The organism is Streptomyces sp. NPDC001985 (assembly GCF_040296845.1).
In the GTDB taxonomy this organism is placed as follows: domain Bacteria; phylum Actinomycetota; class Actinomycetes; order Streptomycetales; family Streptomycetaceae; genus Streptomyces.
The window spans coordinates 12,711-37,124 of record NZ_JBEOYB010000073.1; the positions used below are offsets into that span (position 1 = coordinate 12,711).

Below are 24,414 nucleotides of genomic sequence, written 5' to 3' on the forward strand. Positions count from 1 at the left end.
GTGAAACGCGGTGAAACGCGGTGAAACGCGGTGAAACGCGGTGAAACGCGGTGAAACGCGGTGAAACGCGGTGAAACGCGGTGAAACGCGGTGAAACGCGGTGAAACATCGGGCGGTGATTCGTTCTGCCTGTGTGGTGGTGCCGTCATGTGGTGTGGTGCGGTGCGGTACGTCGTCGTGCGGTGCGGTGCGGTACGTCGTCGTCGTGCGGTGATTCGGTGTCCGTTCGGTGTGCTCGCGGTGTGTGTACGCGGCGGCCCGGGCGGACATGGCGGACCGGCCGACAGGTTCGGCGGACCGACCGGCCGACAGGTTCGGCGCGGCTGCGGAGTATTCACCCACGGTCCCGCACCGCTCTCCGAAATTCCCGATTTTTGCGGAAGTTCAGTGGGTGCGCAAACACATCGCGCCACCCTACCGCCCACCTCCCGCCCCCGCCGAAAGTAGAATCCGTCCCCGCGGACGGAGCCCGTCGCCACGGGGGCGCCGATAGGAACATTTCCGTCCGGCAAGGGAATTGGTGAGCTGGTGAGTCAGATCGTCGTCAAGCGCCCACCACGGGTCCTGCCTTCCGAGGTACCCGGCGAGCACGTGCAGCTGCAACCCCCGCCCGAGTTGCCGAGAGGCCAGCAGGAGGGCGCGCTCATGCAGTTGCTGCCCATGCTGGGCATGGGCGGTTCGGTGGTCTTCTTCTTCATCACGCCGAATCCGATCATGCGGATCATGGGCATGGTCATGATTGCGTCGACGATCGCCATGGCCATCGCGATGCTGGTCCGCTACCGGCGTGGCACGCAGGGGGAACTCGCCGATCTGCGCCGCGACTATCTGAAGTATCTGACGCAGACCCGGCGGGGGGTGCTGCGGACCGCCCGGCTCCAGCGCGACGAGCAGTACTACCTCCACCCGTCGCCCGAGCAGTTGTGGGCGCTGGTCGCCGAGGGCAGCCGGGTCTGGGAACGGCGGATCGGCGATGCCGACTTCGGGCAGGTGCGCGTGGGTCTGGGCACCCAGCCGCTCGCCACCCCGCTGGTCGCGCCGGAGACCGCGCCGGTGGACGAGCTGGAGCCACTGACGGCGGGTGCCATGCGGCAGTTCCTCACGGCGCACTCCACGCTCGACGGGCTGCCCATGGCCGTATCGCTCCGGGCTTTCTACCATCTGACCGTCAGCGGGGACGCCGACGCGGTGCGCGGCACCGCCCGGACGATGATCGGCTCGCTCGCCTCGCTGCACTCCCCCGAGGATCTCGTCGTCGCCGTCGCCGCCGGACGGGAGGCGGTGGAGCACTGGGAGTGGGCGAAGTGGCTGCCGCACGTGCAGGCCGCGGGCGCCGGTGACGGCGCCGGCAGCAGGCGGCTGATCACCACCGACGCGCGCGACCTGGAGGAGATGCTCGCGGCGCACCTGGAGGGCCGCCCCCGGTTCCAGGGCGCCGGGCATCCGCTGCTGGACCAGCCGCATGTGGTGGTGGTCCTCGACGGTCAGTCCGTACCGCCGGTCTCCGCGCTGGCGGCGGCCGAGGGGCTCCAGGGGGTGACGGTCATCGAGATCGTCACCGGCGAGGTCTCCGGTGCGCGCGGCGGTCTCTCCATCAGCGTCCGGCCCGGCGCGCTCCAGCTGGAGTCGGGGCACGGGCTGGTCTACGACGGGGTGCCGGATCTGCTGAGCCCCGAGGCCGCCGAGGCGCTCGCCCGCCAGCTCGCCCCGCTGCGGGTGGGCACCGGCGGCGACGACGACCAGCCGCTGCTGGCCAATCTGGACTTCACCGATCTGCTGAATCTGGGCGACGCGGCCTCCGTGGATGTGAGCCGCACCTGGCGGCCCCGTTCGCAGTCCGAGCGGCTGCGGGTGCCGATCGGGGTCGGCGAGGACGGCACCCCGGTGATGCTGGACCTCAAGGAGGCCGCGCAGGAGGGCATGGGTCCGCACGGACTCTGCGTCGGCGCCACCGGCTCCGGGAAGTCGGAGCTGCTGCGGACGCTGGTCCTGGGTCTGGCGGTCACCCACTCCTCGGAGACGCTCAACTTCGTTCTCGCGGACTTCAAGGGCGGCGCCACCTTCGCCGGCATGTCGCAGATGCCGCATGTCGCGGCGGTGATCACCAACCTCGCGGACGATCTGACGCTGGTGGACCGCATGGGCGACTCCATCCGCGGTGAGCTGAACCGCCGGCAGGAGATGCTCCGCGACGCGGGCAACTACTCCAACATCCACGACTACGAGAAGGCGCGCGCCGCGGGCGCCGCGCTCCAGCCCATTCCCTCGCTGGTGCTGGTCATCGACGAGTTCAGCGAGCTGCTGACGGCGATGCCCGACTTCATCGAGATGTTCGTCCAGATCGGCCGGATCGGCCGGTCGCTCGGGGTGCATCTGCTGCTGGCCTCGCAGCGGCTGGAGGAGGGCCGCCTCCGCGGCCTGGAGACGTATCTGTCGTACCGGGTGGGCCTGCGGACCTTCTCGGCGGCCGAGTCGCGCGCCGCGCTCGGTGTGCCGGACGCGTACTCCCTGCCGAACGTCCCCGGCTCCGGGTATCTGAAGTTCGGCACGGACGAGATGGTGCGGTTCAAGGCCGCCTATGTGTCCGGGGTCTACCGGGCGGGCGCCGCCCGCGCGGCGGTCCCCGGCGGGCGGCTTCCGGTGGACCGCAGGCCCGTTCCGTTCACCGCGGCCCCGGTGCCGGTGCGGTACGCCGCGCCCGATGCCGCGACCGCCGTACCGGAGGCGCGGGCCGCCGAGGACGACGCGCTCGCCGACTCCGTACTGGATGTGATCGTGCGCCGCCTGGAGGGCCGGGGCGCCGAGGCCCACCGGGTGTGGCTGCCGCCGCTGGACAACCCGCCGCCGCTGGACGAGCTGCTGCCGGGTCTGGCGAGTGTGCCGGGCCGCGGACTGACCGTGCCCGGGTACGAGGGCGCCGGCCGGCTGGTCGTACCCCTCGGCGTGGTGGACAAGCCCTTCGAGCAGCGCCGCGACCCCCTCTACCGGGACTTCTCCGGCGCGGCCGGACATATGCAGATCGTCGGCGGCCCGCAGTCCGGGAAGTCGACGCTGCTGCGCACCCTGGTCGCCGGGTTCGCGCTCACGCACACTCCGCAGGAGGTCCAGTTCTACGGACTCGACTTCGGTGGCGGCGGTCTGTCGTCGACGACCGGTCTGCCGCATGTCGGCGGGGTCGCGTCACGGCTCGACCCCGAGCGCGTGCGGCGCACCGTCGCGGAGGTGTACGGGATCATGTCCCGCCGCGAGGAGTACTTCCGCGGCTCGGGCATCGACTCCATCGCCACCTTCCGCAGGATGCGGGCGCGCGGTGAGATCTCGACGACCGAGCAGCCGTGGGGCGATGTCTTTCTGCTCATCGACGGCTGGGGCAACTTCCGCACCGAGTACGAGGGCCTGGAGCCGGCCGTCCTGGAGATCGCGGCGCGCGGTCTCGGCTACGGCATCCATCTGGTCCTCACGGCGTCCCGTTCGATGGAGGTGCGCGCCAACCTCAAGGACCATCTGATGAACCGGCTGGAACTGCGGCTCGGTGACACCATGGACTCGGAACTGGACCGGAAGGCCGCCGTCAATGTGCCGACCGGAGTGCCGGGGCGCGGTCTGACCCCGGAGAAGCTGCACTTCATGGCGGCGGTGCCGCGTATCGACGGCATCAGCTCGTCCAGTGATCTGTCGGAGGCGACGACGGCGATGAGCCAGGAGGTCACCCGGCACTGGACGGCACCGGGCGCCCCGAAGGTGCGTCTGCTGCCGCGCGAGCTGCCGGCGGGGAACCTCCCGGCCGGGTCGGCCGACCCGGGCCGCGGGGTCGCCTTCGCGATCGACGAGAACAATCTGGAGCCCGTCTTCGTCAACTTCGACCGCGACCCGTTCTTCCTGGTCTTCGGCGAGAGCGAGTCCGGCAAGTCGAATCTGCTGCGGCTGCTGATCAAGCAGTTGTGCGAGCGGTACGACGGTGACTCCTGCAAGTTCTTCGTCATCGACAACCGGCGGGCGCTGCTGGACGTCACCCCGCCGACGCATCTGGCGGAGTACGTCCCCATGTCCAACAACATGGAGCACCATGTGGACGCGCTGGCCGATCTGATGCAGCGCCGCACCCCGTCGGCGGATGTCACGGCCCAGCAGTTGCGGGAGCGCAGCTGGTGGCGGGGGCCCTCGGTCTTCGTGGTCGTCGACGACTACGACCTGGTGTCCACATCGAGCGGCAACCCGCTGGCGAAGCTCACGGAGCTGCTGCCCTTCGCGCGCGACGTGGGCGTCCGCTTCATCATCGCCCGCAGCGGGGCGGGGGCGAGCCGGGCCGCGTACGAGTCGTTCATGCAGCGGATGATGGAGCTCGGCGCGCAGGGTGTGCTGCTCTCCGGCGATCCGCAGGAGGGCGATGTGCTGGGCGGTGCGCGGATGCGGCCGATGCCCGCGGGCCGGGGGGTCTTCGTGTCGCGCCAGCGCGGGAACCCGCTGGTGCAGACGGGTCTCATGCCCGCGGACGAGCACATGTGAGGTGTGTGGGGCCTCGGGCGGGGTTGGTGCCCGCCGGGGTACGGGTGGGAGTGCGCCCGGGTCGCTTCGACGGCCCGGGCGTCTCCGTGCCGGGCGGGCCGTGCCGGTGCCGTGCCGGGCCGGCTCTCCTGCGCTCGGGGTCGGGGAAGCGCTGTGGCCCGGTCCCCTCGGGTGAGGGGGCCGGGCCACGGTCCGCGGAGTGGGCATCTCCCGCGCATGCCCACACCGGTGCCGGTACGGATTCCCGCGCGCGGCGGGCTCCTAGAAGTAGCCCGCGGCCTTCCGGTCACCGGCCTGGTACGCGGGGGCCGCGTCGCGTACGGCGCGGGCGATGCCCTGGAGCGCGGTGTGGATCATCCGCGTCTCCTTGTCCCACTGCTTGTGGTAGGCCTCAGCGGCCGTGGCGGCCTCACCCTCGAAGGTGCTGGAGATGCTGCGGAGCTTGCCCTGGATGGCCTCCAGGCTCCGGTCCAGCTCCCCGGCCTGCTTGTCGATGGTCGCGGCAGCCTGCTGCAGCGCCGTATAGGTGACGATCATGTCCGCGCCGCCGTTGTTCGCCATGGGTCCTCCGAATGCTGTGTGTGGGTGGTGTGTGTCGCCGGTGATGCGGGGGGCCGGGCTCAGTAGCCGCTGATGTTCGAGGTGGCGGCCCTGGTCGCGCCCGCGTCGCCGCTGAACCCGGCGGTGACGTCGACGCCCTGCAGCGCCGCGCGAACGTCCTCTTCGGTGTTGCCGGCGGTGGTACGGGTGACCTGGATCGCCTCCTGGAAGTGGAGCAGCATCTTGGCGATGCGCACCATGCCCTCGTTGATCTCGGCCTGCTTCGAGTCGAAGGCACCGTGGCCGATGCCCTTCCACTTGCCCTCAAGGTCGTCGATGACACCGTGGAGCCTCTGGAGCTGGGCCTTGACGCCCTCGAAGTTCTTGGTGATCTCGTCCTGGAGACTCTTGAGGCCCTCATCACCGAGCTTCTGTACATCCGACATGGATGAGTCTTCCCTTCGCTGCGTTCGCTTCTACTCGATCGGGTGAATGGTGCTGGTTCATGGGCGGGTCACGCCACCGTGTTCCGCCGCCTGCCCCGGCGGCGGAACACCGTGCCCTCGGGCTCAGGCGGCGCGGCGCTTGCGGGCCACGAGGAGGCCGCCTCCGGCGAGGACGACCACGATCGCGGCACCACCGAGGATCAGGCCCAACTGGCTGCTCTCGTCCTCGGACTTGGCGGCGCTCTCCGTCCTCCCCGCCTTCTCCTGCTCCGGCGTGTCGCCGGAGCCTGCCACGGCGGGAGCGGTGCCGTCCGCGCCCTCGCCCGGTTGTGACGCGCCTGATGCGGAAGGAGCCGCCGACGCACCGGCCCCGCCGGTCCGCTTGTTGGTCAACGGACTGATGTCGGGGTCACCCGGCTTCCCGAGCCCCCGGTTGATGTGTGCCCCCGGCCGGACAACGCCGTGGCCGTAGTAGTTGCTGAGCCCCTTCCCCTTGCCGTCCTTGCCCTTGCCCGCGCTCTCGAACATGACGCGGAGGACCTGGTTGGCGGTCCAGTCGGGGTTGGCGGACCAGATGAGGGCGGCGGAGGCGGAGGCGATGGCGGTGGCGGCACTGGTGCCGCCGTCGCCGTCGCAGTAGCTCTTGAAGGTGGCGTCACACCAGGCAGGAATGTCATTGCCGGGGGATGCCAAATCGACGAATTCTCCGTGCTGAGAGTAGTCGGCTGTCCGTCCCTCGGGAGATGATGCAGCGACACCCACGACTTCGGGGTACCTGGCTGGATATCCAGGCTTGTTGTCCTTGTTCCCGGTATTGCCAGCAGCCGCAAAAAGCAACTTACCCTTGCTCTGTGCGTACTTGACAGCAAGTTCTTCCTTGGATTCAAAGAATTCGCTGCCGATCGACATGCTGATGATCTGTGCGTCGCTGTCTGCTGCTGCCCGAATGGCTACTGATGTATCCCAAGGGTCGGACTTGTTCTCTCGCTGGAAATCATCCAAGGCGACACGGTAGGGAATGATCTTCACCTTAGGAGCCAACCCCTGCAACCCGCCTCCGCTGCCTGTACCAGCGATCAATTCGGCCATGGTCGTCCCATGCCCGTCATAGTCGTCGGTTTCATCGCCCTTCACTCCTGTGGCATCCAGACCCTTGAGAACTTGGCCTTTGAGCGACGGAGTGGACGAGTTGACCCCGGAGTCGATGACAGCGACCTTGATGCCCTCTCCGGCAGTGGTCTTCCAGATCTTCTCGGCGTCCATGGCATCCAGGTACCACTGCTTGGACCGCACATCCTCTGCCGCGACCGCCACTGGAGCGGTCCCGACGACTCCCACGGTCCAAGCTCCGGCCACCGCCATCGCACAGAGCAGTCCTCGCCTCACGGCGTACGACTCTCCACGCTTCCGGACCCGGCTCATTCCTGCCGTCATTCTGGCTTCCGAACCTTCCGCTGTGCCTAATCGATCACTGGAGGGACAACACGCCGCCGAACCGCCCATGTCTCTTCGTCTTCCGTCAGATAGTCCGGACGGGTCGAACCGGGCTGGTCCCGCTCCTCTTCAGGGGAGTGCTGACGACCGGGACGGCCACCGGTGAGCCCGGCACCACCGGCGGTGAAGCCCCCGTTGGCCGAGCGGGGCCCGGTGCCACCGCTGCGTGGCGTACCCACGATGCCGTTGGCGCTGGGGATACCGCGCCCAGCGGGGGCATTGCGCGCAGGGCCCGTACCGATGACTCCGGACTGGCCCGGCCTTGCGGCGGAGGCCCGGTTGGACGCCGGACCATCCGCACCGATGACCGTTCCTCTCGGGGCACGCGGCGCCGTGGAACCGCCGGCGGCTCGCTGGGGCGTACCCCCGACGATGCCGTCCGCACGGCCCGCCCGAGACCCTGCTGCGGGAGACCCGGAGCCCGGCCTGCCGGCCATCTGCTGTCCGGCGGCCGTACCCGCTCGTCCGGCCATCGGGGACTGGGGAGCGCCACCGGGAGTACCGGCACGCGCTGCTCCCTGCGATCCGGCGCCTCCGCCCATGGGTCCCGTGGCACCCGCTCGGCCGGCCTGACTGCCGCCGGGCGATCCGGGGCCACCGCTCATGGGACCGGAGCGACCGGCCTCGGCATACCGGGCCGGTGGTGCGCCGCCGACCTGGGGCCGCCCTCCCGCACCGACGGGGGGCGCTCCGCCGACCTTGGACGCTCCCGGCGCACGCTGCGCCGGGGGCGCGGCCTTGCTCTGCCCGGCGTTGGGAATACCGGCGGTCACCGGCGGCACCTGGCTGTTGGGTGTGCCACCGGGCGCGTTGGATGAAGGGGTCGGCGCGGCCGGGGCAGCGGGGGTGGAGGGCGGAGCGGCGACGGAGTCGATCTGCATCGATGTGTCAGGAGCCGGTGCCTGTGTCACAGGGCCCGGAGCTGTCGGTGTCGGCGCGGGCGCCGTCGAGGTCAGCGGAGCGGTCGGTACGGAGGCGACGGGCTGGCCCTGAGAGGCGTTGACCACATCCATGTTGAGGGCTCGCTGAGGCACGGAGCCCTGACCAGGGGTGTCTGCACGAGCGGCATCCGAGTCGTTGCCGCCGCCACCAGGGTCCTGGCGACCAAGCGGCCGCGGCACCGCCGCAGACAACGCCCCCGGCATCCTCGGCGGCTCCTTCCCCGCCAGCGTCTGCTCCGACACCGCGTAGAACGACGCCAGGCGGTTCATCTGATTGATCGCCTCCTGGCGATCCTTCTCCGCCTTCTGGGCCGCCACGTACTCCGGGTTGTCCTGCTTGCGCTCCGAATCCGGGAAATGTTCCGGCTTCTTCGGGTCGGCGCGGGTGTCGCGGGGCGGCTTGGAGTTGCGGACCGAGGTGAGGCCCTCGCTGGCCACCTTCATCTGGGTGCCGACGGCGTTGGCGAAGGTGCCGAGGTCGCCGGCGTACTTCGACAGCTCCGCGCCGAAGCGGCGGAACTCCGTGCCGGACTCGCCCGTCCACTCCACTCCCTTGACGAACGCGTCGAGGTCGCCCGCGGCCTTGTTGAGGGCCTTGGTGGCGCGCTGAAGGGCGTCCCCGGCGTTCTCCAGGTCGGTCGGGTTGGCCGCTTCCAGCAGGTCGATCATGGCGTTGAGCCGGGCGTTCTCGAAGTCGGTCTTGCCGAAGAAGCCACCGGGTCCGGAGCCGGAGCCGAGGCCGAACTTCTCCAGGGTGCCGAGGACGCGCTCGATGGCGTCGGTGGCGCCGAAGCGGGTCTGGATCTGTGTGGAGTCAGCGGCCTGCTGCTGCTCGTGGGTCAGTTCCTGCTTGCCGTTGTCACCCATCGGCCATTACCCCAAGTCCGTCGGAAGGGCGGTGTCGTTGTTGCGCTCCGCGCTCTTCTCCCCGGGCGCCCCGTACTGCTTCTCCTGTGCGGTCCGCTCCTCCTTGAGGACGGACTGGATCGTGTGGAAGCGCCGGCGCATCTCTTCCTCCACGTTGTCGAAGCCGACGTCGGCGGCGTGAACACCGATGGTCAGCAGTTCGATTTGATCGCCAAGGGTTTTCGAGAGCGAGACAAGTGCCGTGTGCACCCGGTTGTACTGGCTGAAGAACCCGTCCGCCTCTGCGAACGGCAGATGGGCGCCGCTGAACGAGGCCCGCGAGACACGCTGTTCCGCGACCTTGCTGCTGCTGCCCTCGCCGCCTTCGAAATCCTTCAGAAGTGCGGTCACCTGCCCATGGAACTTCTTCAGCGCGTCGACACCGCGCCGCAGGTCACCCGTCCCGCCCGAACCTCCGACTCCGCCACTCTCCGCATCGAGCACGATGCCCGTTCCTCCCCGTTTGTTACAGCTGTCCCTCGTGATCGCGGCGGAATACCACCGCTGATCAGCCGGATACCACTCTATCGATTGCCTATGACAGCCCCAAGCTGCTTCAGTGATGGGCCGCTTCGGGAATGTGAAGAATCCGTGCCATCTCTTGTGGTGGCGGTCATTCCGCTCCGGCGCGCGCCGTTCGGCCGGTGCGGCGGCGGGCGTCGCGCAGGGCGATGGCGCCGCCCGCGATGGCCGCGACCAGCACTCCTCCGCCGACGACCACATACGCCGCGAGGCGGGTGTCGCGCTCGTCGGGTGACTCGCCCAGGTGGACCTCGGGCGGAGTCGGGGTCTGCGCCGCGGTGACGCCCTCGCCAGCGGCCGGGCGCTCGATGGGCCTGTCGTCCTCGGTGAGGGCCCGGACGGGGTCGGCGACGCCCCAGCCGACGAGGCGGTCGTGGCCATCGGTGGAGCGTTCGGCGGTCTGCTGGATCTGGGCGGTGATCTGCCGGGGGGTCCATCTGGGGTGCTTGCTCTTGATGAGCGCCGCGAGGCCGGCCACGTACGGGGCGGAGAAGCTGGTGCCGTTGTCGGCGCAGTGGCCGCCGCCGGGGACGGTGGTGATGATGTCGACGCCGGGGGCTGCGACATCGACGAAGTCGCCGGACTGGGAGAAGGCGGCCCGCTCGTTGTTGCGGTCGGACGAGGCGACGGCGATGACCCCCTCGAAGGACGCGGGGTAGGTCTTCTTGACGTTTCCGCCGAGGCCGTCGTTGCCCGCGGAGGCCACGACCACCGTGCCCTCCTTCAGGGCCTCGTTCACGGCCTGAAGGAGCAGCGGGTCGGGCTTCACGGCGTTGACCGTGTCCTGGGAGATGTTGATGACCCCGGCGCCCTCGTCGACGGCGTGCCGGATGGCCCGGGCGAGGGTGGCGGCGGTGCCGCGGCCCTCACCGTCGTTCTGCTTGATGGGGATGACGGTGGCACCGGGGGCGAGGCCGACGAAGCCCGTGCCCTCGGCGGGGCGGGCGGCGATGATGCCGGCGACCTTGGTGCCGTGGCCGACGCTGTCGGTGGTCCCGTTGGCGGCACCCCGGTCGATCGCGTTGCCGCCTGCGTCCTTGCCGTCCTTCGGCAGGGTGTTGAGGCCGGCGCCGGCGTCGACGGCGCCCCGGAGCTGGGGGTGCCTGATGTCGACTCCGGTGTCGATGACCGCGACCCGCACGCCCTTGCCGGTGGACTGCTTCCACAGTTCGTCCAGGAGGACGCGCTGGAGCGCCCAGGGCCGTCCCTTGTAGGGATCGGCGGGGTAGGTGCACTGGCCCGGGGTGTCCGCGGCGGCGGTGGTCGCGGGCAGCACCGGAAGGCCGATGGCCGTGACGGCGGTGGCCGCCGCGCCGGCGAGCAGCCTCCGGGAGAACCTTCGGGGGCGCGCGCCCCCGCCGCCGGCCCTCACGAGCCCTGGGGCTGGTTGGCGGAGCCGGTGGAGAGCCGGGGGCCCGTCGGCAGGAAGGAGGACCAGGCGGCGGGCACCGGCACCGGTTCGATGTCCTTGAAGCCGAGCCGGACCTGGGCGAGCCGGGCCTCCTGCTGGCGCGCCTCCTTCTCCTCCGGGGTTCCGGAGGAGCCGATGGCGGAGGAGTCGGTGGCGCTGTCGCTGTTGGACTGCATGGCGTAGCGCAGGCCGGTGTCGGTGACCAGGAACAGGAATCCGGTGTCCGTCTGGGAGCCCTTGAACTGGCGGAACAGCTGGCCGGAGCCGGGGGTGACATAGGCGCTGCTGGAACCGACCGGCAGGGGCGCGGGGAATCCGGTGCCGGCCCAGGTGCTGAGGGTGGTCTCGCCGTTGTCCGCGTCGACGTCGCGCAGGACGTTGCAGACGGTGTTGCGGCTGCCGTCCTCGCGGCTCGCCTCGTTGACGGTCTCCGGGAGGTGCCGGGGCCACTTCCGGTCCTGGTTGAAGGGCTCACCGGGGCGGAAGGCACCGGCGCTGAGCCGCTCCGGCTCGCCGTCCTGGTCGAGTCCGACCAGGTCCCTGCTGTTCAGGATGAGGTTGGCGGTGAAGTCGGAGACGGGGGCCACCCGGCCGGGCAGCACCACGTACTTCTGGTCCCCGGACCCGGCGCCGGCCTCCAGGACCATGCCCACCTTGTTCAGGGAGGGGTCGAGGTCGGCCGCGGGGATGCCGGCGTCGGTGCCGGGCGGGGCGGGGAGTTCGGGGAAGTCGACGGTGTCGCCCTCGTGGAGGGTCGCGAGCCAGGCGGCGGAGACGCGCTGGGGCTCCCGGACCTGTCCGACGGCCTGGAGCAGCAGCGCTTCGTCGCCGGCCAGGGGGTAGGCGGTTCCGGCGGCGTCGACGACGTACCGCTTCCGGTCGGGGGCGGGACCCTCCACGTAGAGGAGTTCGCCGTCGCGGAGCCGGTTAGCGCCGTCGGTCTTCCTCTCCTCGCGCTCGGCGAGGACGAAGGCGGCCTTCTGGATGGACCTGCCGCCGGCTCCGGGGCGTTCGCACACGGCCCAGCGCTTGGCCTCGCCCGCTTCCTTCGCCTTGGGGAGGCGGTCGGGGGCGTAGGGAATGCCGAGGGTCGCGCCGTGCGGGATATCGCCCTTGTCGAGTACCGACTCGGCGACCTTGATGACCTTGTCCTTGTTGGCGTTGAGAAGCAGCTTCGCTGACGCCATATTCAGCACCGGGTGGAGTTGTACCTTGTCCCCGGTTTTCAGCACCACATAGCGCGTGGTGGATTCACTGGCGATGATCACATTCTCGCCCGGGGCGTCCCATCCTTTCGGGGCCACCGGCCGGAACATGCCCCAGGCGGCGAATCCCGCGAGAATCACCACTCCGACAATGGCACCGGGTACCACGGCACGCAGCGGGCGCGGTGCGCCTTCCTCCGAACCGGTGGTGCTGGGCTGGAGGAACTGCGCGATCAGCCTTCGCTTGGCAAAGGTGTACGCGTTGAGTTCGTCCCGACGTGATGCCATCTGTCCGCTGTCCCTCTCCCCGCTGGGCGGCCAGGCTCCCGTACTCGCTGAGAGGGGCCGGCCCTCGTGCCGCCCCCTACTATGCCTGCTGCGGCTCAGGGGTTACTGCTCCGGTAGGGTGATCGCCCGGTCAACGCCCAGAGGAATTTGGTAATTACGGACACGAGGGGGCAACGCGGCGATGGGTACGGCGACGCGCACGCGAAATGGCCGGACTTCGGAACGGCGTCGCGGCGCTTCCCGGGGAGGGCGCGGACGGGGCGCCGCACCGGGTCCGGCGGGAGGTGCGACCGCCGCCGCCGTCCCCGCGTCCACCGCTCTGCGCCCCCTCGCGCGCGGCGGTCGCGTCGGCCCCCTCCGGCTCGGCCAGTTGGCGCTGGTGGAGATCGCCATCGGTCTCGCGCTGGTCGGGCTGGCGCTCGGGGGCCTGTGGCTGGTGCCCACGACGGCGCTCGGCGGCGCACTGCTGCTGCTCGCGTTCATACGGCGCCGGGGACAGGCCGTCCAGGACTGGCTGTCCACCGCGCTGGCCCTGCGCTCGCGCGGGCGGGATGCCGAACCGGCGGCGCGGGGCACCGACGCGTCGCTGGCGCCCGTCGCGGAGAGCGTGCCCGGTTTCCGCCCGTTCCCCTGGGTGGACCGGAGCCGCCGCACGGTCGGCATGCTCGGCGATGGGTCGTTCCTGACGGCCGTGGTGCGCGTGGAGGCGAGCGGTGACGCGCTGCGTCCCGCCTTCGGCGCGCGGGCGCTGCCGCTGTCGGTGCTGGGCGGCGCGCTCGCGGTGGACGACATCGTGCTGGAGTCGGTGCAGTTGGTGCAGCAGGTGCGGGCCGCGCCCGCGCCGCATCTGCCGCAGCAGTCGATGGCGCGGCTGTCGTACGCCCCGTTGCAGGAGCGGACGGGCGCGCCCGCGCTGCGGATGACCTGGGTGGCGGTGAAGCTGGACCCGGAGCTGTGCCGGGAGGCGGTCGAGGCGCGCGGCGGTGGGCTGGAGGGCGCGCAGCGCTGTCTGGTGCGGGTCGCGGACCATGTGGCGAGCCGGGTCACCGGGGCGGGTTTCCAGGCGGTGGTGCTGGACCAGGAGGAGCTGAACTCCACGGTGGCGACCGCCGCCTGCGCGAGTCCGAGGCTGGCGGCGCGGGCGGGCCGGCCGGATGCCGCGCCGCGGCGCCGGACCAGCGAGACGGCCCGGGTCTGGCGGTGCGACGACCGCTGGCACACCACCTACGCGGTGGGCCGCTGGCCGGAGCTGGGCCGGGGCGCCACTCCGCTGCCCAAACTGGTGTCCCTGCTGACGGCGGCACCGGCGTACGCGACGACCTTCAGCCTCACCCTGCGGCGGGGCGCGCATCAGGGGGCGATGGCCGTGGCCGGTCATGTGCGGGTCACCGGGGGTTCGGACACCGAGTTGATAGGGGTGCGCCGGACGCTGGAGCAGTCGGCGCGCGCCGCGAAGGTCGGTCTGGTCCGGCTGGACCGCGAGCAGGTGCCGGGCGCGCTGGCGACGCTTCCGCTGGGCGGTGCCCGGTGAGGGGGCCGCGCGGGCTGCGCGGTCCGCAGCACGCCGGGCACACGATGTCCGCGAGTGATCTGGGGGCGCTGTCGCTGCCGGTCGGGGACGACGGTGTGGTGATCGGTGACGACGCGGAGGGCCGCCCGCTGATGATCGGGTTCCACCGTTCGACTCCGTACGACGTCCTGTTGATCGGCGGTCTGTGGACGGCCCAGGTGCTCGCGCTGCGGGCGGCGGGGACGGGTGCGCGGGTGGCGGTGGAGACCGGGCGGGCCCGGGCGTGGACGGGGCTCGCGCAGGCGGCGGGCGCGGGGCTCGACTGTGTGACGCTGCACGATGTGGGCCGGGTGCCGCCGATGGGCGCGACGGTCGGCAGTCCCGTGGTGGTGGTGCGCGACTGCGGTATGCGGCCGCCGCGCGGCCGGGTGGTGGCTTCGCCCTGGCAGTCGGTGCTGACGCTGCTGCCGTATCTGAGCCCGGTGGCGCCCCGGTTGCTGCGCGACTCGACCCTGGTGGGTGTGCAGCGGGTGTCGCCGCAGGAGGCGGAGCAGATCGGCCGGATTCTGGGGCTGACCCGGGCGGAGAGCGACGCGCTGCCGACACTGGCGGACGGGGTGACGCTGTGGTGTTCGGGCCGGGAGCGCCACTGGGTGATGACGAGCGGCACGGACCCGGAGAGCGGGCTGCTGGGCGCGGCCCGGCGGATGGACTGAGCCGGTGTGCGCGCCCCCGCGCGGGCCGGGTTTGTACGCTCATACGTTCTTGCGTGCGCCCGCCGGGATTCCGCCGGATGACGCGCTGTGCTCGGCCTAGACTTCCCGCGTGATGGGGACCGGTCCCGGGCGGACCGCCGGCGCGGGGTCGCGGCGCTGGGCCGGTGCCGAACCGCCGACGGAAGGGGAGCTGGACCGATGGGGAGCGCACAGGAGAAGGACGAGCTCTACGCCCTCGACATCTCGGGCGTCGAGTGGCTCAGTGCCCCCGGCACGAGCGAGGACGAGGAGCGGGTCGAGATCGCCCATCTGCCGGGCGGGGCGGTCGCGATGAGGTCGTCGCTGGACCCCGACACCGTGCTGCGGTACACGGAGGCCGAGTGGCACGCGTTCGTTCTGGGGGCGCGTGACGGGGAGTTCGACCTGCGGTGATTCCGCCCGGGCGTCCCGGGGTGCCCGGTGGCCGCGGTACGGCCCCGCCCCCGGGCGCCGGGGCGAGGCCGGGGGCGGGACCGGTGGCGCCGGGCCCCGGTCTCCGCACCTTCCCCGGCTCTCCGCCACCTTCTGTTCACTTGGTGGCGGCGTGTGGCGTGGGGGACAGTGGCCGTCGGGCGTCGGCCCTGCCGGGCCGCCCTTGTTGACGATTAGGCTGGGACGGACAGCGGCAGAAGAACCTGCGGGGATGCCCATCGTGTCCCCGGGCGGAGAGCCGGGCCGATCGGCAGAGAGAACGGTCGCCCCACCCACGACGCACCAGGGTGCTCGACCACACCAGGAGGCACAGTGAACAGCGATCGGGACGAGATCCGCGGGGGATGGGACCTTCCCGCCGATGAGTCCGACGCGGAGCCCGCCGAGATGACGGGTGAGTTCACCATCGACTACACCCCTCCGGCCTGGTACACGCAGAACGCGGCGGGCGACGGATCGGGCGCGGGCCGGGTCCCGCCTCCGCCGCCGCCCAGTGGCTCCCCGGTGGCGACGCCGGGGCTGCCGGTGGGAAGTGGGTTCGAGCCTCAGTGGACGCCGGAGCGGTCCCCCGCGCCGGAGCGGGTCGGGGAGCAGGAGCCGGCGGCGCGGCCGCTCGGCGGCGGTGAGGCGGAGAGCGGCGCGACGATGCGGTTCTCCCCCACCGCCCTGAAGCGGGAGTTCGCCGCGCTCGACGCCGCCAAGGAGGCCGAACGGGCCGCCGGGGAGGCCCGGGAGACGGAGAAAGCGGAACACGGCGGCGCGGAGCGTACCGGCGACCGCGGTGGCTCCGCCGCCGCGGGAGGTTCCGGCGGTACGGAGGGTTCCGCCGCGCCCGCGCTGTCCCCGGGCGCCCCGGGGGACGGCCCTGCGGGTGAGAGCGCGGAGGGTGCGGAGGGCTCCGGCCCGTCCGGCCCCTTCCCGGCCCCGGTACCGCTCCCGTTGCCCGGTACGGACTCCGGGGCGGCGGGCTCCGACAGCGGCCGGGAGGCGGCTGCTCGGGCGGTCGAACCGCGCCGGGAGGACGACGAGGCGGCTCCCGGCGGCCCCAGCGCTTCCGGCGCGCCGAGCGGCCCGGAGTCCGCAGCCGGGGCGGGGAGCGCGCCGGGGGCCGGGGACCCACGAGGCACCGCGCCGGAGCCCCCGGCACCGGCACCGGCGCAGGCACCGGCGCAGGCGCAGGCACAGGTGCCCGAGGGGGCACCGGGGACACCCCCGCCCGCGCCCGGCCCCGCACAGCCCTGGTCGATGGGTCCGCCCACGCCGGATTCCGGGCTTCCGCCGCTGCCGCCCGCGTTCCAGCCCGCCTCGGCACCCGCGTCCGCGCCGCAGTGGCCGGTCTCCCCGCAGACCTCCCAGGAGTCCGCGGCCCCGCCTCCCCCGGTCCCGCCGCACGGCGGCGGGCCGCTGCCCGCCGCCGCCCAGCACGGCGCGTACCCTCCCGTGCCGTCCGCTCCCCTGCCCCTTCCGGCACAGGCACCGCCGCCGCCCGCACAGGCGCAGGCACAGCCCCTTCCGCGGGCACAGGCACCGCACCAACCTCAGCCGCAGGCGCCGCATCAGCCGCTGCCGCCGGCACCGCTGCCGCCCGCCGTGGCACCGCACGCCCCGCGGGAGGGGTACAGCCATCCCCCGCAGTGGCAGCCCGGCGCGCACGCGCCCGTACCGCTGCCACCGGAGCAGCCGGCGCCCCCACAAGGACAGCATGAGCAGCACGGACAGCACGGGCAGCCCGGACAGCAGGGGCCGTCGTACCCGGCCGCTCCGGCCGTGGACCCGCGCTCCGGCGCGGCCTGGCCCTCGGCGGTGACGCACGACCAGCGGGAGCGGTCGGTGCCGGGCGCGCCGCTCGGGTACACGGCGGCCGTCGAACTCTCCTCCGACCGGCTGCTGCGCAACAACAAGCAGAAAGCCAAGTCGAGCCGGAACCCGACCGCCGCGTCACGTTTCAAGCTGGGGGGCCGCAAGGAGGAGGCCGAGCGGCAGCGCAAGCTGGAGCTGATCCGCACCCCGGTGCTCTCCTGCTACCGGATCGCGGTGATCAGCCTCAAGGGCGGCGTCGGCAAGACCACCACGACCACCGCGCTGGGCTCGACCCTGGCGACCGAGCGGCAGGACAAGATCCTGGCGATCGACGCCAACCCGGACGCCGGCACGCTCGGCCGCCGGGTGCGGCGGGAGACCGGGGCCACCATCCGCGACCTGGTGCAGGCGATCCCGTATCTCCACTCGTACATGGACATCCGGCGCTTCACCTCGCAGGCGCCGTCGGGTCTGGAGATCATCGCCAATGACGTCGACCCGGCGGTCTCGACGAGCTTCAACGACGAGGACTACCGGCGGGCGATCGATGTGCTGGGCCGTCAGTACCCGATCATCCTCACCGACTCGGGCACCGGGCTGCTCTACAGCGCCATGCGCGGGGTGCTCGATCTGGCCGACCAGCTGATCATCGTCTCGACACCCTCCGTGGACGGCGCGAGCAGCGCGTCCACCACCCTGGACTGGCTGTCGGCGCACGGGTACGCGGAGCTGGTGCAGCGCTCCGTGACGGTCATCTCCGGGGTGCGCGAGACCGGGAAGATGATCAAGGTGGAGGACATCGTGGCGCACTTCCAGACGCGCTGCCGGGGTGTGGTCGTGGTGCCGTTCGACGAGCATCTCGCGGCGGGCGCCGAGGTCGATCTGGACATGATGCGGCCGAAGACCCGGGACGCCTACTTCCATCTGTCGGCGCTGATCGCCGAGGACTTCTCCCGCGCCCAGCAGCAGCAGGGGCTGTGGACGGCGGACGGCAACCCGCCGCCGACCATGCCGCCGCCGATGCCGGGCCATCAGCAGGCCCCCGCGCAGCCGGCGTACCCCGGGCAGCACGGGCAGCAGCACCCCCAGCCCCCGCCGCACCACGGCGGGCCCCCGCACCACGGCGCGCCTCAGCACCACGGCCCGCCGATGCACCCGGCGCAGCCACCGCGGCACGGCGTACCGGGGTACCCGCTCCCCCACCAGCAGCCCCACCCCCAGCAGCCGGGGCAGCCACCCGCCCCCGGGCAGCCCTATCCGCCGGCCCCGCCTCAGCCGCAGCAGGGGGCGTACGGCTTTCCGCAGCAGGGCCCGGGGGGCGGCCCGCCTCCCCCGCAGTACGGCTACCCGCAGCCGTACCCGGCCCAGCACGCGCCCCAGCCACAGCCCGGACAGCAGGAGCAGCGGGAACAGCCGGAGCGGCCCGATGACCAGGACGCGCTGCCGCCGGCCGGGTGGCCGCCGCGGCATCCCCCGCACGCTCCGCAGCAGTAGAGCGGCCGAACGAGGGCCCCGGTCGACCCCGTCGACCGGGGCCCCGGCGCGTCCGCCCGGCCGCACACGCCGTCCCGGAACGCCGACGGGGCCGCCGACGGGGGTCGTTGACGGCGCCGGTCACCGCTGGTACACCTCGGATCAGCAGCCCGTGAGCGACGAGGCGAGGTCACCGTCATGGCCGGTCGGCTCCCATCACCGCGCCGGGTCCGGGCACGGGCGGCGCTGTGCGCGGCCCTCGTGCTGTCGGCCCTGGCTCTCGCCCTCGCCCTCGCGCCGGTCTCGGCACCGGTCTCGGGACCGACCTCGGGACCGACCTCGGGACAGCTCTCGGCACCGGCCGCGCCACGGGCCGGGGCGGACGGCGGTGGCCGGAGGGTCCTGACCGTCGCCGTGGCGCAGAGCGTGGACTCGCTCAGCCCCTTTCTGGCGCAGCGGCTGGTGTCCACGACCGTCCACCGGCTGGCCTATGAGTATCTGACGAATTACGACCCCCGGGACGGCCGGGTGATTCCGGGGCTCGCGACGGCCTGGAAGTCCTCGCCCTCCAAACTGATCTGGACCTATACGATCCGCACGGACTCCTTCTGGTCGGACGGCCGCCCGGTGACGGCCGAGGACGCGGCGTGGACCTTCCGGACCATGATGTCGGACGAGAAGGCGGCGACGGCCAACGGCAGTTTCACCGCCAATTTCCGGAAGGTCACCGCGCCCGATCCGGTGACCCTGGTCGTCGAGCTGAGAAAACCACAGGCCACCATGGTCTCCCTCGATGTCCCGATCGTGCCCCGGCACATCTGGGAGAAGGTCCGGGACTTCGGCACCTTCAACAACGACCGGCAGTTCCCGGTCGTCGGCAACGGTCCTTTCGTCATCACCGAGTGCAAGGTGGACCGGTTCATCGTGCTGAAGTCCAACAAGCGCTTCTGGCGCGGCGCGCCCGCGTTCGACGAACTGGTGCTCCGTTTCCACAAGGACGGGGACGCGGCGGTGGCCGCCCTGCGGAAGGGGGAGGTCTCCTTTGTCCACGGGCTGGTTCCCGCTCAGGCCGCCGCGCTGAAGCGAGCCGAGAACATCAAGGTGAACGACGCTCCCGGACGCAGATTCCTCGCTCTGGCGGTCAACCCGGGGGCATGGTCGAAGGACGGCACCCGTTTCGGCACCGGGCACCGGGCGCTGCGCGATCCGGTGGTGCGGCGGGCGCTCTTCCACGCCGTGAACCGTTCCGAGATCGTCGAGGGGTTCTTCCGGGGCCATGCGGTGGAGGGCGAGGGCTATATCCCGCCGCGCTTCGGGGCGTACTTCTGGAAACCGGGCCCCGGGCAGCGGATCGCCCACGATCCGGAGCGGGCCGCGCTGCTCCTCGACCGGGCCGGCTACCGGAAGAACCGCGACGGTGCGCGGGTCGGAAAGGACGGCCGGCCCCTCTCCTTCCGGTTGCTGTGCCACGCCACCGAGCCCATCGAGGCGAACATCGGGAAATATCTCCACGACGTCTGGCGGGATCTGGGGATCGAGACGCGGATGGAGTGCCGCGACAATATCTCCGATCCCTGGCTCAGAGGGGACTACGATCTCGCTTTCGACGGCTGGTCGGTCAATCCGGACCCGGATTTCGTCCTGGCGATTCACACCTGCGCCGCACTCCCGGAAACCCCGAGGTCGACCGGTTCCACCGACAACTTCATCTGTGACCGGGAATTCGATGACCTGTATGCGGAACAAATCGCCGAGTACGATCCGATCCGGCGCGCCGACGTGGTGAGACGCATGCAGTCGCGGCTGTACGACACGGGGCTGATGCATGTGCTCGCCTATCCGAACGCGGTCGAGGCCTACCGCACCGACCACATCGCGTCGATCACCACCATGCCCGAGGACGGGGGGAACCTCTGGGGTCAGGACGGCTACTGGAGTTGGTGGTCGGCCGAACCGGCCGAGGGCGGCGGCGCGGGCTCCGGCGGCTCCGGGTCCGCCACCGAGGTCGTGGTGGGCATCGGGGCCCTCGTCGCGGTGGCCGCCGTGATCGGGGCGCTGGTCGCGCTGCGCCGCCGGGCCACGGCCGACTACCGTGAATAGCCGATGAGCGCGGCACGCGCCTATCTGCTCTACTCGGCGGGCCGACTGGGCGGCGCCGCCGTCTCCCTGCTCGCCGTGCTGGTCACCAGCTTCTTCCTGTTCCGGATCATCCCCGGCGACCCGGTGAAGGTCCTCACCCACGGCACCCCGACGACGGCGGCGCAGCTCGGCGCGCTGCGCCGGCAGTTCGGGCTCGACCAGCCGCTGTGGCAGCAGTTCACCGACTACTGCGGCAGAGCCCTGACCGGCGATCTCGGGATGTCGTACCAATTCCGCGCCCCGGTCGGCGAGCTGATCGCGCAGAAGGTGCCGGCCACCCTGCTGCTGACCGGGGTCGCGGTCGTCCTCTACTCGGCGCTCGGGCTGTGGCTGGGCACCCGGGCGGCCTGGCGGCACGGCGGGCGGTCCGACCGGCTGCACACCGGGGTCGCGCTGGCCCTCTGGTCGGTGCCGTCCTTCTGGCTCGGACTGCTGCTGATCACCGTGTTCTCGGTCGGTGCCGGACCGGTGCCCGGGCTCTTCCCCACCGGCGGTATGGAGTCGGGCGGGATGAGCGGCTCGGCGTACGCCGTCGATGTCGCCCACCACATGGTGCTGCCGGTCCTCACCCTGGTGGCGGTGGGGTACGCGCAGACGCTGCTGGTCATGCGGTCGTCGCTGCTGGACGAGATGGGCGCCGACTATCTGACGACCGCGCGGGCCAAGGGGCTGCGGGACTCGGCGGTACGGCGGCGGCACGCCGTGCCCAACGCGCTGCTGCCGACCGTGACCATGGTCTTCATCAATCTGGGGCATGTGGCGGCCGGCTCGATCCTGGTGGAGACGGTGTTCTCCTGGCCGGGGGTCGGCGGGCTCTTCTACCAGGCGCTCAGCGTGCCCGACCTGCCGCTGGTGCAGGGCCTCTTCCTGGTCTTCGCCGGGGCGATGATCCTGATGAACCTGCTCGCCGATCTGCTCCATCCCCTGCTCGACCCACGGGTGGCCCGATGACGGACTCCGCGATTCCGCGCTCCTCCCTCCCCCGTTCCCCGGCGTGGGCGCGCCGCCGGGGCGCGCTGCTGCGGTTCTGGGCGGCGTACCGGAGAGAGCGGGCGGGGCTGTTCGGCCTCGGCGCGCTCGCGCTGATCGCCGCTGTGGCGCTCGCCGCGCCGCTGCTGGTCGACGGCGATGTGCGGAAGGTGACCGGGACGCCGGGCGAGCCGATGGAGCCGCCGGGCGGCGCGTTCTGGCTGGGGACCGACCAGTTCGGCCGTCCGCTGCTGGATCTGCTGGTGTGGGGGGCGCGGATCTCGCTGACCGTGGGGCTGCTGGCGGCGGCGATGTCGGTGGCGATCGGTACGCTCGTGGGAGTGGTCGCCGGTCACTGCGGCGGCTGGTTCGCCACCGTGCTGATGCGGGTCACCGACTGGTTCCTGGTGATGCCGACGCTGGTCCTGGCGATCGTGCTGGCGACGGTGATGTCCCGCAGTGTGTGGACGGTGATCGTGGCGATCGGTGTCACCAGCTGGCCGACGACCGCCCGGCTGGTGCGCGCCCAGACGATCGCGGTCGAGTCCCGCCCGTACATCGAGCGCGCGCGGGCCCTCGGCGGCGGGCACCGGCACATCATGAGCCGCCATGTGCTGCCGCATGTGATGCCCCTGGTGCTGGCGCAGACCACGCTCGGGATCTCGGCGGCGATCCTCACGGAGGCGACGCTCGCCTTCCTCGGGCTCGGCGATCCGATGGTGATCTCCTGGGGCGGGATGCTCCAGGAGGCGCGGGAGGCGGGGGCGGTCTCCTCGGGCCACTGGTGGTATCTGGCGCCGCCGGGGCTGGCCGTGGCGCTGGTGGCGCTGGCGTTCACCCTCTGCGGGCGGGCCGTCGAGTCCGCGCTCAACCCCCGGCTGGGGGTGGGGCGGTGAGTCTGCTGGAGGTCAGGGGCCTGCGGGTGGCGTACGGGTCGGGGGCGGGGGCCGTCGCCGCCGTGCGGGGGGTGGATCTGAGCCTGGACGCGGGGCGGAAGCTGGGGATCGCCGGGGAGTCGGGGTGCGGGAAGTCGACGCTCGCCCTCGCGCTGCTGCGGCTGCTGCCCCCGACCGCCCGGCTGAGCGGGGAGGTCCTCCTCGACGGGGAGGATGTGCTCACCATGCGCTGGGGACGGCTGCGGGCCGTGCGCTGGGCCGGGGCGTCGATCGTCTTCCAGGGGGCGATGCACTCCCTCAACGCGGTGCGCGGGGTGGGGGATCAGATCGCCGAACCGGTGCTGCTGCACCAGAGGGTGACGCGCGCGGCGGCGCGGCGGCGGGCCGGGGAGCTGCTGGAGCTGGTGGGGCTGCCGGCCGGGCGGGCCGGCTCCTTTCCGCACGAGCTGTCCGGGGGCCAGCGCCAGCGGGTGATGATCGCGATGGCGCTGGCCTGCGGGCCCCGGCTGATCGTCGCCGATGAGCCGACGACCGCGCTGGATGTGATGATCCAGGCGCAGATCCTGGGGCTGATCGGAGGGCTCGTGACCGAGCGGGGCATCGGGCTGCTGATGATCAGCCACGATCTGGCGGTGCTGGCGGATGTGTGCGACCGGCTCGCGGTGATGTACGCGGGGCGGGTGGTGGAGGAGGGGCCGGCGGGCGCGGTGTACACGGCGGCGCTCCATCCCTACGGCCGGGCGCTGTCGGCGGCCTTTCCCCGGGTCGGGGACAGCGCATCGCGCCGGGCTCCCCGGGGGCTGCCGGGCGATCCGCCCGATCCGGCCGCGCTGCCCGGGGGCTGCGCGTTCCGTCCGCGCTGTCCGGAGGCGCTGGCGGTGTGCGCCGAGGCCGAGCAGGAGCTGACCGGGGACGGCGGGCACCGGGCGGCCTGTGTGCGGGTGGCCGCGCCGGGCGGGGAGGGGAGGGCGTGATGAGCGGCGTTCCACTGCTGTGGGCGAGGGATCTCGCGGTCGTCTTCCCCGGGCGGCGCGGCGGGCCGCCCGCGCGGGCCGTCGACGGGGTGGATCTCGCCGTCGGCGCGGGCGAGATCGTGGCGCTCGTCGGGGAGTCGGGGTGCGGCAAGAGCACCCTGGCGCGGGCCCTGCTCGGGCTGGTGCGGCCGGCGGCGGGGGAGGTGGGTCTCGCGGGCACCCCGCTCGCCCACACCCCGCGCGCCCTCAAGGCGCACCGCCGGCGGGTGCAGTTGGTGCTCCAGGACCCGAGCGGCGCGCTCAATCCGCGCCACACGGTGTACGAGGCGGTGGCGGAGGGGCTCCGTGTCCACGGGTGCGCGGGGGACGAGCGGGCGGCGGTGGCCGAGGCGCTCGGGCGAGCGGGGCTGCGGCCCCCGGAGCGGTTCTTCGCGCGCTATCCGCACGAGCTGTCGGGCGGGCAGCGGCAGCGGGTGGTGATCGCGGGGGCGCTGGTCCTGGAGCCGGAGGTGATCGTCGCGGACGAGCCGGTGGCGTCGCTGGACGCGTCCGTGCGCGGGGAGATCCTCGCGCTGCTGCTGCGGCTGCGCGACGGACTGGGGCTTTCGGCGCTGGTGGTGACGCACGATCTGGGGCTGGCGTGGAATGTGGCGGACCGGGTGGCGGTGATGTATCTGGGGCGGATCGTGGAGTGCGGCTCGGTGGAGGAGGTGCTGCTCGCGCCCCGGCATCCGTACACCAGGGCGCTGCTGTCGGTGCTTCCCGAGTCCCCCGTGCCGCCCGTCGTCCTGACGGGCGAGCCGCCCGACCCGGCCCGCATCCCGCCCGGCTGCCGTTTCCACGCCCGCTGCCAGGTGGTGGCGTCGGGGGAGGCGGGGAGGGTGGGGGTGGAGGGGAAGTGCAGGGGGGAGGAGGTGGGGGTGGTGCGGGGTGCGGGGGTGGCCTGCCACTGGACCGGGTGACCTCCCGCCCTCCCCCGCCCGGAGCCCCGGGCAGCCCTGACTTCTCCGGCACGCGTGCCGCACCACTCCAGCCCCGGCGGGGGGCTGAGGCACGCCGTCCCAGCCCCTCCGGCGATTGAGCCACACCACCCCAGCCCCTCCGGCCATTGAGCAGCACCACCCCAGCCCCTCCAGCGACTGAGCCACACCACCCAGCCCCTCCGGCGATTGAGGAGCGGGGGTTCGGGGGCTGGCCCCCGACCCGG

The 24,414-nt window shown here is 72.2% G+C and carries 18 protein-coding genes; 10 read left to right on the plus strand and 8 right to left on the minus strand.

Features of this window, described 5'->3' with window-relative positions:
• Positions 1-342: hypothetical protein (locus ABT122_RS27075; protein WP_351557539.1), on the minus strand; the 342-nt coding region annotated here is incomplete at its 3' end.
• A gap of 186 nt (positions 343-528) precedes the next feature.
• On the opposite strand from ABT122_RS27075, the gene eccCa reads away from it, so the two are divergent.
• Positions 529-4,506, plus strand: coding sequence for a type VII secretion protein EccCa (eccCa, locus tag ABT122_RS27080; RefSeq protein ID WP_351557542.1), 3,978 nt, complete (start codon positions 529-531; stop codon positions 4,504-4,506).
• 261 nt (positions 4,507-4,767) lie between these two features.
• On the opposite strand, the gene ABT122_RS27085 is transcribed toward eccCa, so the two are convergent.
• The 7 genes from ABT122_RS27085 to eccB form a co-directional block, all read right to left on the minus strand.
• On the minus strand, positions 4,768-5,067 hold the full coding sequence (locus ABT122_RS27085) for a WXG100 family type VII secretion target (RefSeq protein WP_351557545.1): 300 nt from the start codon (positions 5,065-5,067) through the stop codon (positions 4,768-4,770).
• A 59-nt stretch (positions 5,068-5,126) separates the two neighbouring features.
• Positions 5,127-5,492, minus strand: coding sequence for a WXG100 family type VII secretion target (locus tag ABT122_RS27090; protein WP_351557548.1), 366 nt, complete (start codon positions 5,490-5,492; stop codon positions 5,127-5,129).
• A gap of 123 nt (positions 5,493-5,615) precedes the next feature.
• Positions 5,616-6,926: a S8 family serine peptidase gene (locus ABT122_RS27095; protein WP_351557551.1), complete on the minus strand. Its 1,311-nt coding sequence runs from the start codon at positions 6,924-6,926 to the stop codon at positions 5,616-5,618.
• A gap of 26 nt (positions 6,927-6,952) precedes the next feature.
• Positions 6,953-8,794, minus strand: coding sequence for a hypothetical protein (locus ABT122_RS27100; RefSeq protein ID WP_351557554.1), 1,842 nt, complete (start codon positions 8,792-8,794; stop codon positions 6,953-6,955).
• Between the two features lie 6 nt (positions 8,795-8,800).
• Positions 8,801-9,277: a DUF2563 family protein gene (locus ABT122_RS27105; protein WP_351557557.1), complete on the minus strand. Its 477-nt coding sequence runs from the start codon at positions 9,275-9,277 to the stop codon at positions 8,801-8,803.
• Positions 9,278-9,446: 169 nt separating this feature from the next.
• Entirely contained in the window at positions 9,447-10,727 is a 1,281-nt protein-coding gene (mycP, locus tag ABT122_RS27110) for a type VII secretion-associated serine protease mycosin (RefSeq protein ID WP_351557559.1), read from the minus strand.
• Entirely contained in the window at positions 10,724-12,259 is a 1,536-nt protein-coding gene (gene eccB, locus ABT122_RS27115) for a type VII secretion protein EccB (protein WP_351557561.1), read from the minus strand. The genes mycP and eccB overlap by 4 nt, the downstream gene beginning before the upstream one ends.
• 181 nt (positions 12,260-12,440) lie before the next feature.
• Here eccB and eccE point away from each other — a divergent pair, with 181 nt between their 5' ends.
• The 9 genes from eccE to ABT122_RS27160 all read left to right on the plus strand — a co-directional run bounded on the left by eccE (position 12,441) and on the right by ABT122_RS27160 (position 24,169).
• The gene (gene eccE, locus ABT122_RS27120; protein WP_351557564.1) at positions 12,441-13,790 is read left to right on the plus strand and encodes a type VII secretion protein EccE; all 1,350 of its coding nucleotides are present in this window, start codon (positions 12,441-12,443) and stop codon (positions 13,788-13,790) included.
• A 44-nt stretch (positions 13,791-13,834) separates the two neighbouring features.
• Complete coding sequence (locus ABT122_RS27125; RefSeq protein WP_351557567.1) at positions 13,835-14,485, plus strand: hypothetical protein; 651 nt, start codon at positions 13,835-13,837, stop codon at positions 14,483-14,485.
• Positions 14,486-14,683: 198 nt separating this feature from the next.
• Complete coding sequence (locus ABT122_RS27130) at positions 14,684-14,917, plus strand: DUF397 domain-containing protein (RefSeq protein ID WP_351557570.1); 234 nt, start codon at positions 14,684-14,686, stop codon at positions 14,915-14,917.
• A 351-nt stretch (positions 14,918-15,268) separates the two neighbouring features.
• Positions 15,269-18,250 (plus strand): SCO5717 family growth-regulating ATPase, encoded by a 2,982-nt coding sequence (locus ABT122_RS27135; protein WP_351557572.1) that lies wholly within the window; start codon positions 15,269-15,271, stop codon positions 18,248-18,250.
• A gap of 177 nt (positions 18,251-18,427) precedes the next feature.
• Positions 18,428-20,329, plus strand: coding sequence for an ABC transporter substrate-binding protein (locus ABT122_RS27140; protein WP_351557574.1), 1,902 nt, complete (start codon positions 18,428-18,430; stop codon positions 20,327-20,329).
• 3 nt (positions 20,330-20,332) lie between these two features.
• Positions 20,333-21,319, plus strand: coding sequence for an ABC transporter permease (locus ABT122_RS27145; RefSeq protein ID WP_351557577.1), 987 nt, complete (start codon positions 20,333-20,335; stop codon positions 21,317-21,319).
• On the plus strand, positions 21,316-22,233 hold the full coding sequence (locus ABT122_RS27150) for an ABC transporter permease (RefSeq protein WP_351557579.1): 918 nt from the start codon (positions 21,316-21,318) through the stop codon (positions 22,231-22,233). Before ABT122_RS27145 ends, ABT122_RS27150 begins: the two co-directional genes overlap by 4 nt.
• Positions 22,179-23,207: an ABC transporter ATP-binding protein gene (locus tag ABT122_RS27155; RefSeq protein ID WP_451069288.1), complete on the plus strand. Its 1,029-nt coding sequence runs from the start codon at positions 22,179-22,181 to the stop codon at positions 23,205-23,207. The genes ABT122_RS27150 and ABT122_RS27155 overlap by 55 nt, the downstream gene beginning before the upstream one ends.
• On the plus strand, positions 23,093-24,169 hold the full coding sequence (locus ABT122_RS27160; RefSeq protein WP_451069289.1) for an ABC transporter ATP-binding protein: 1,077 nt from the start codon (positions 23,093-23,095) through the stop codon (positions 24,167-24,169). The genes ABT122_RS27155 and ABT122_RS27160 overlap by 115 nt, the downstream gene beginning before the upstream one ends.
• Positions 24,170-24,414 lie beyond the last annotated feature (245 nt).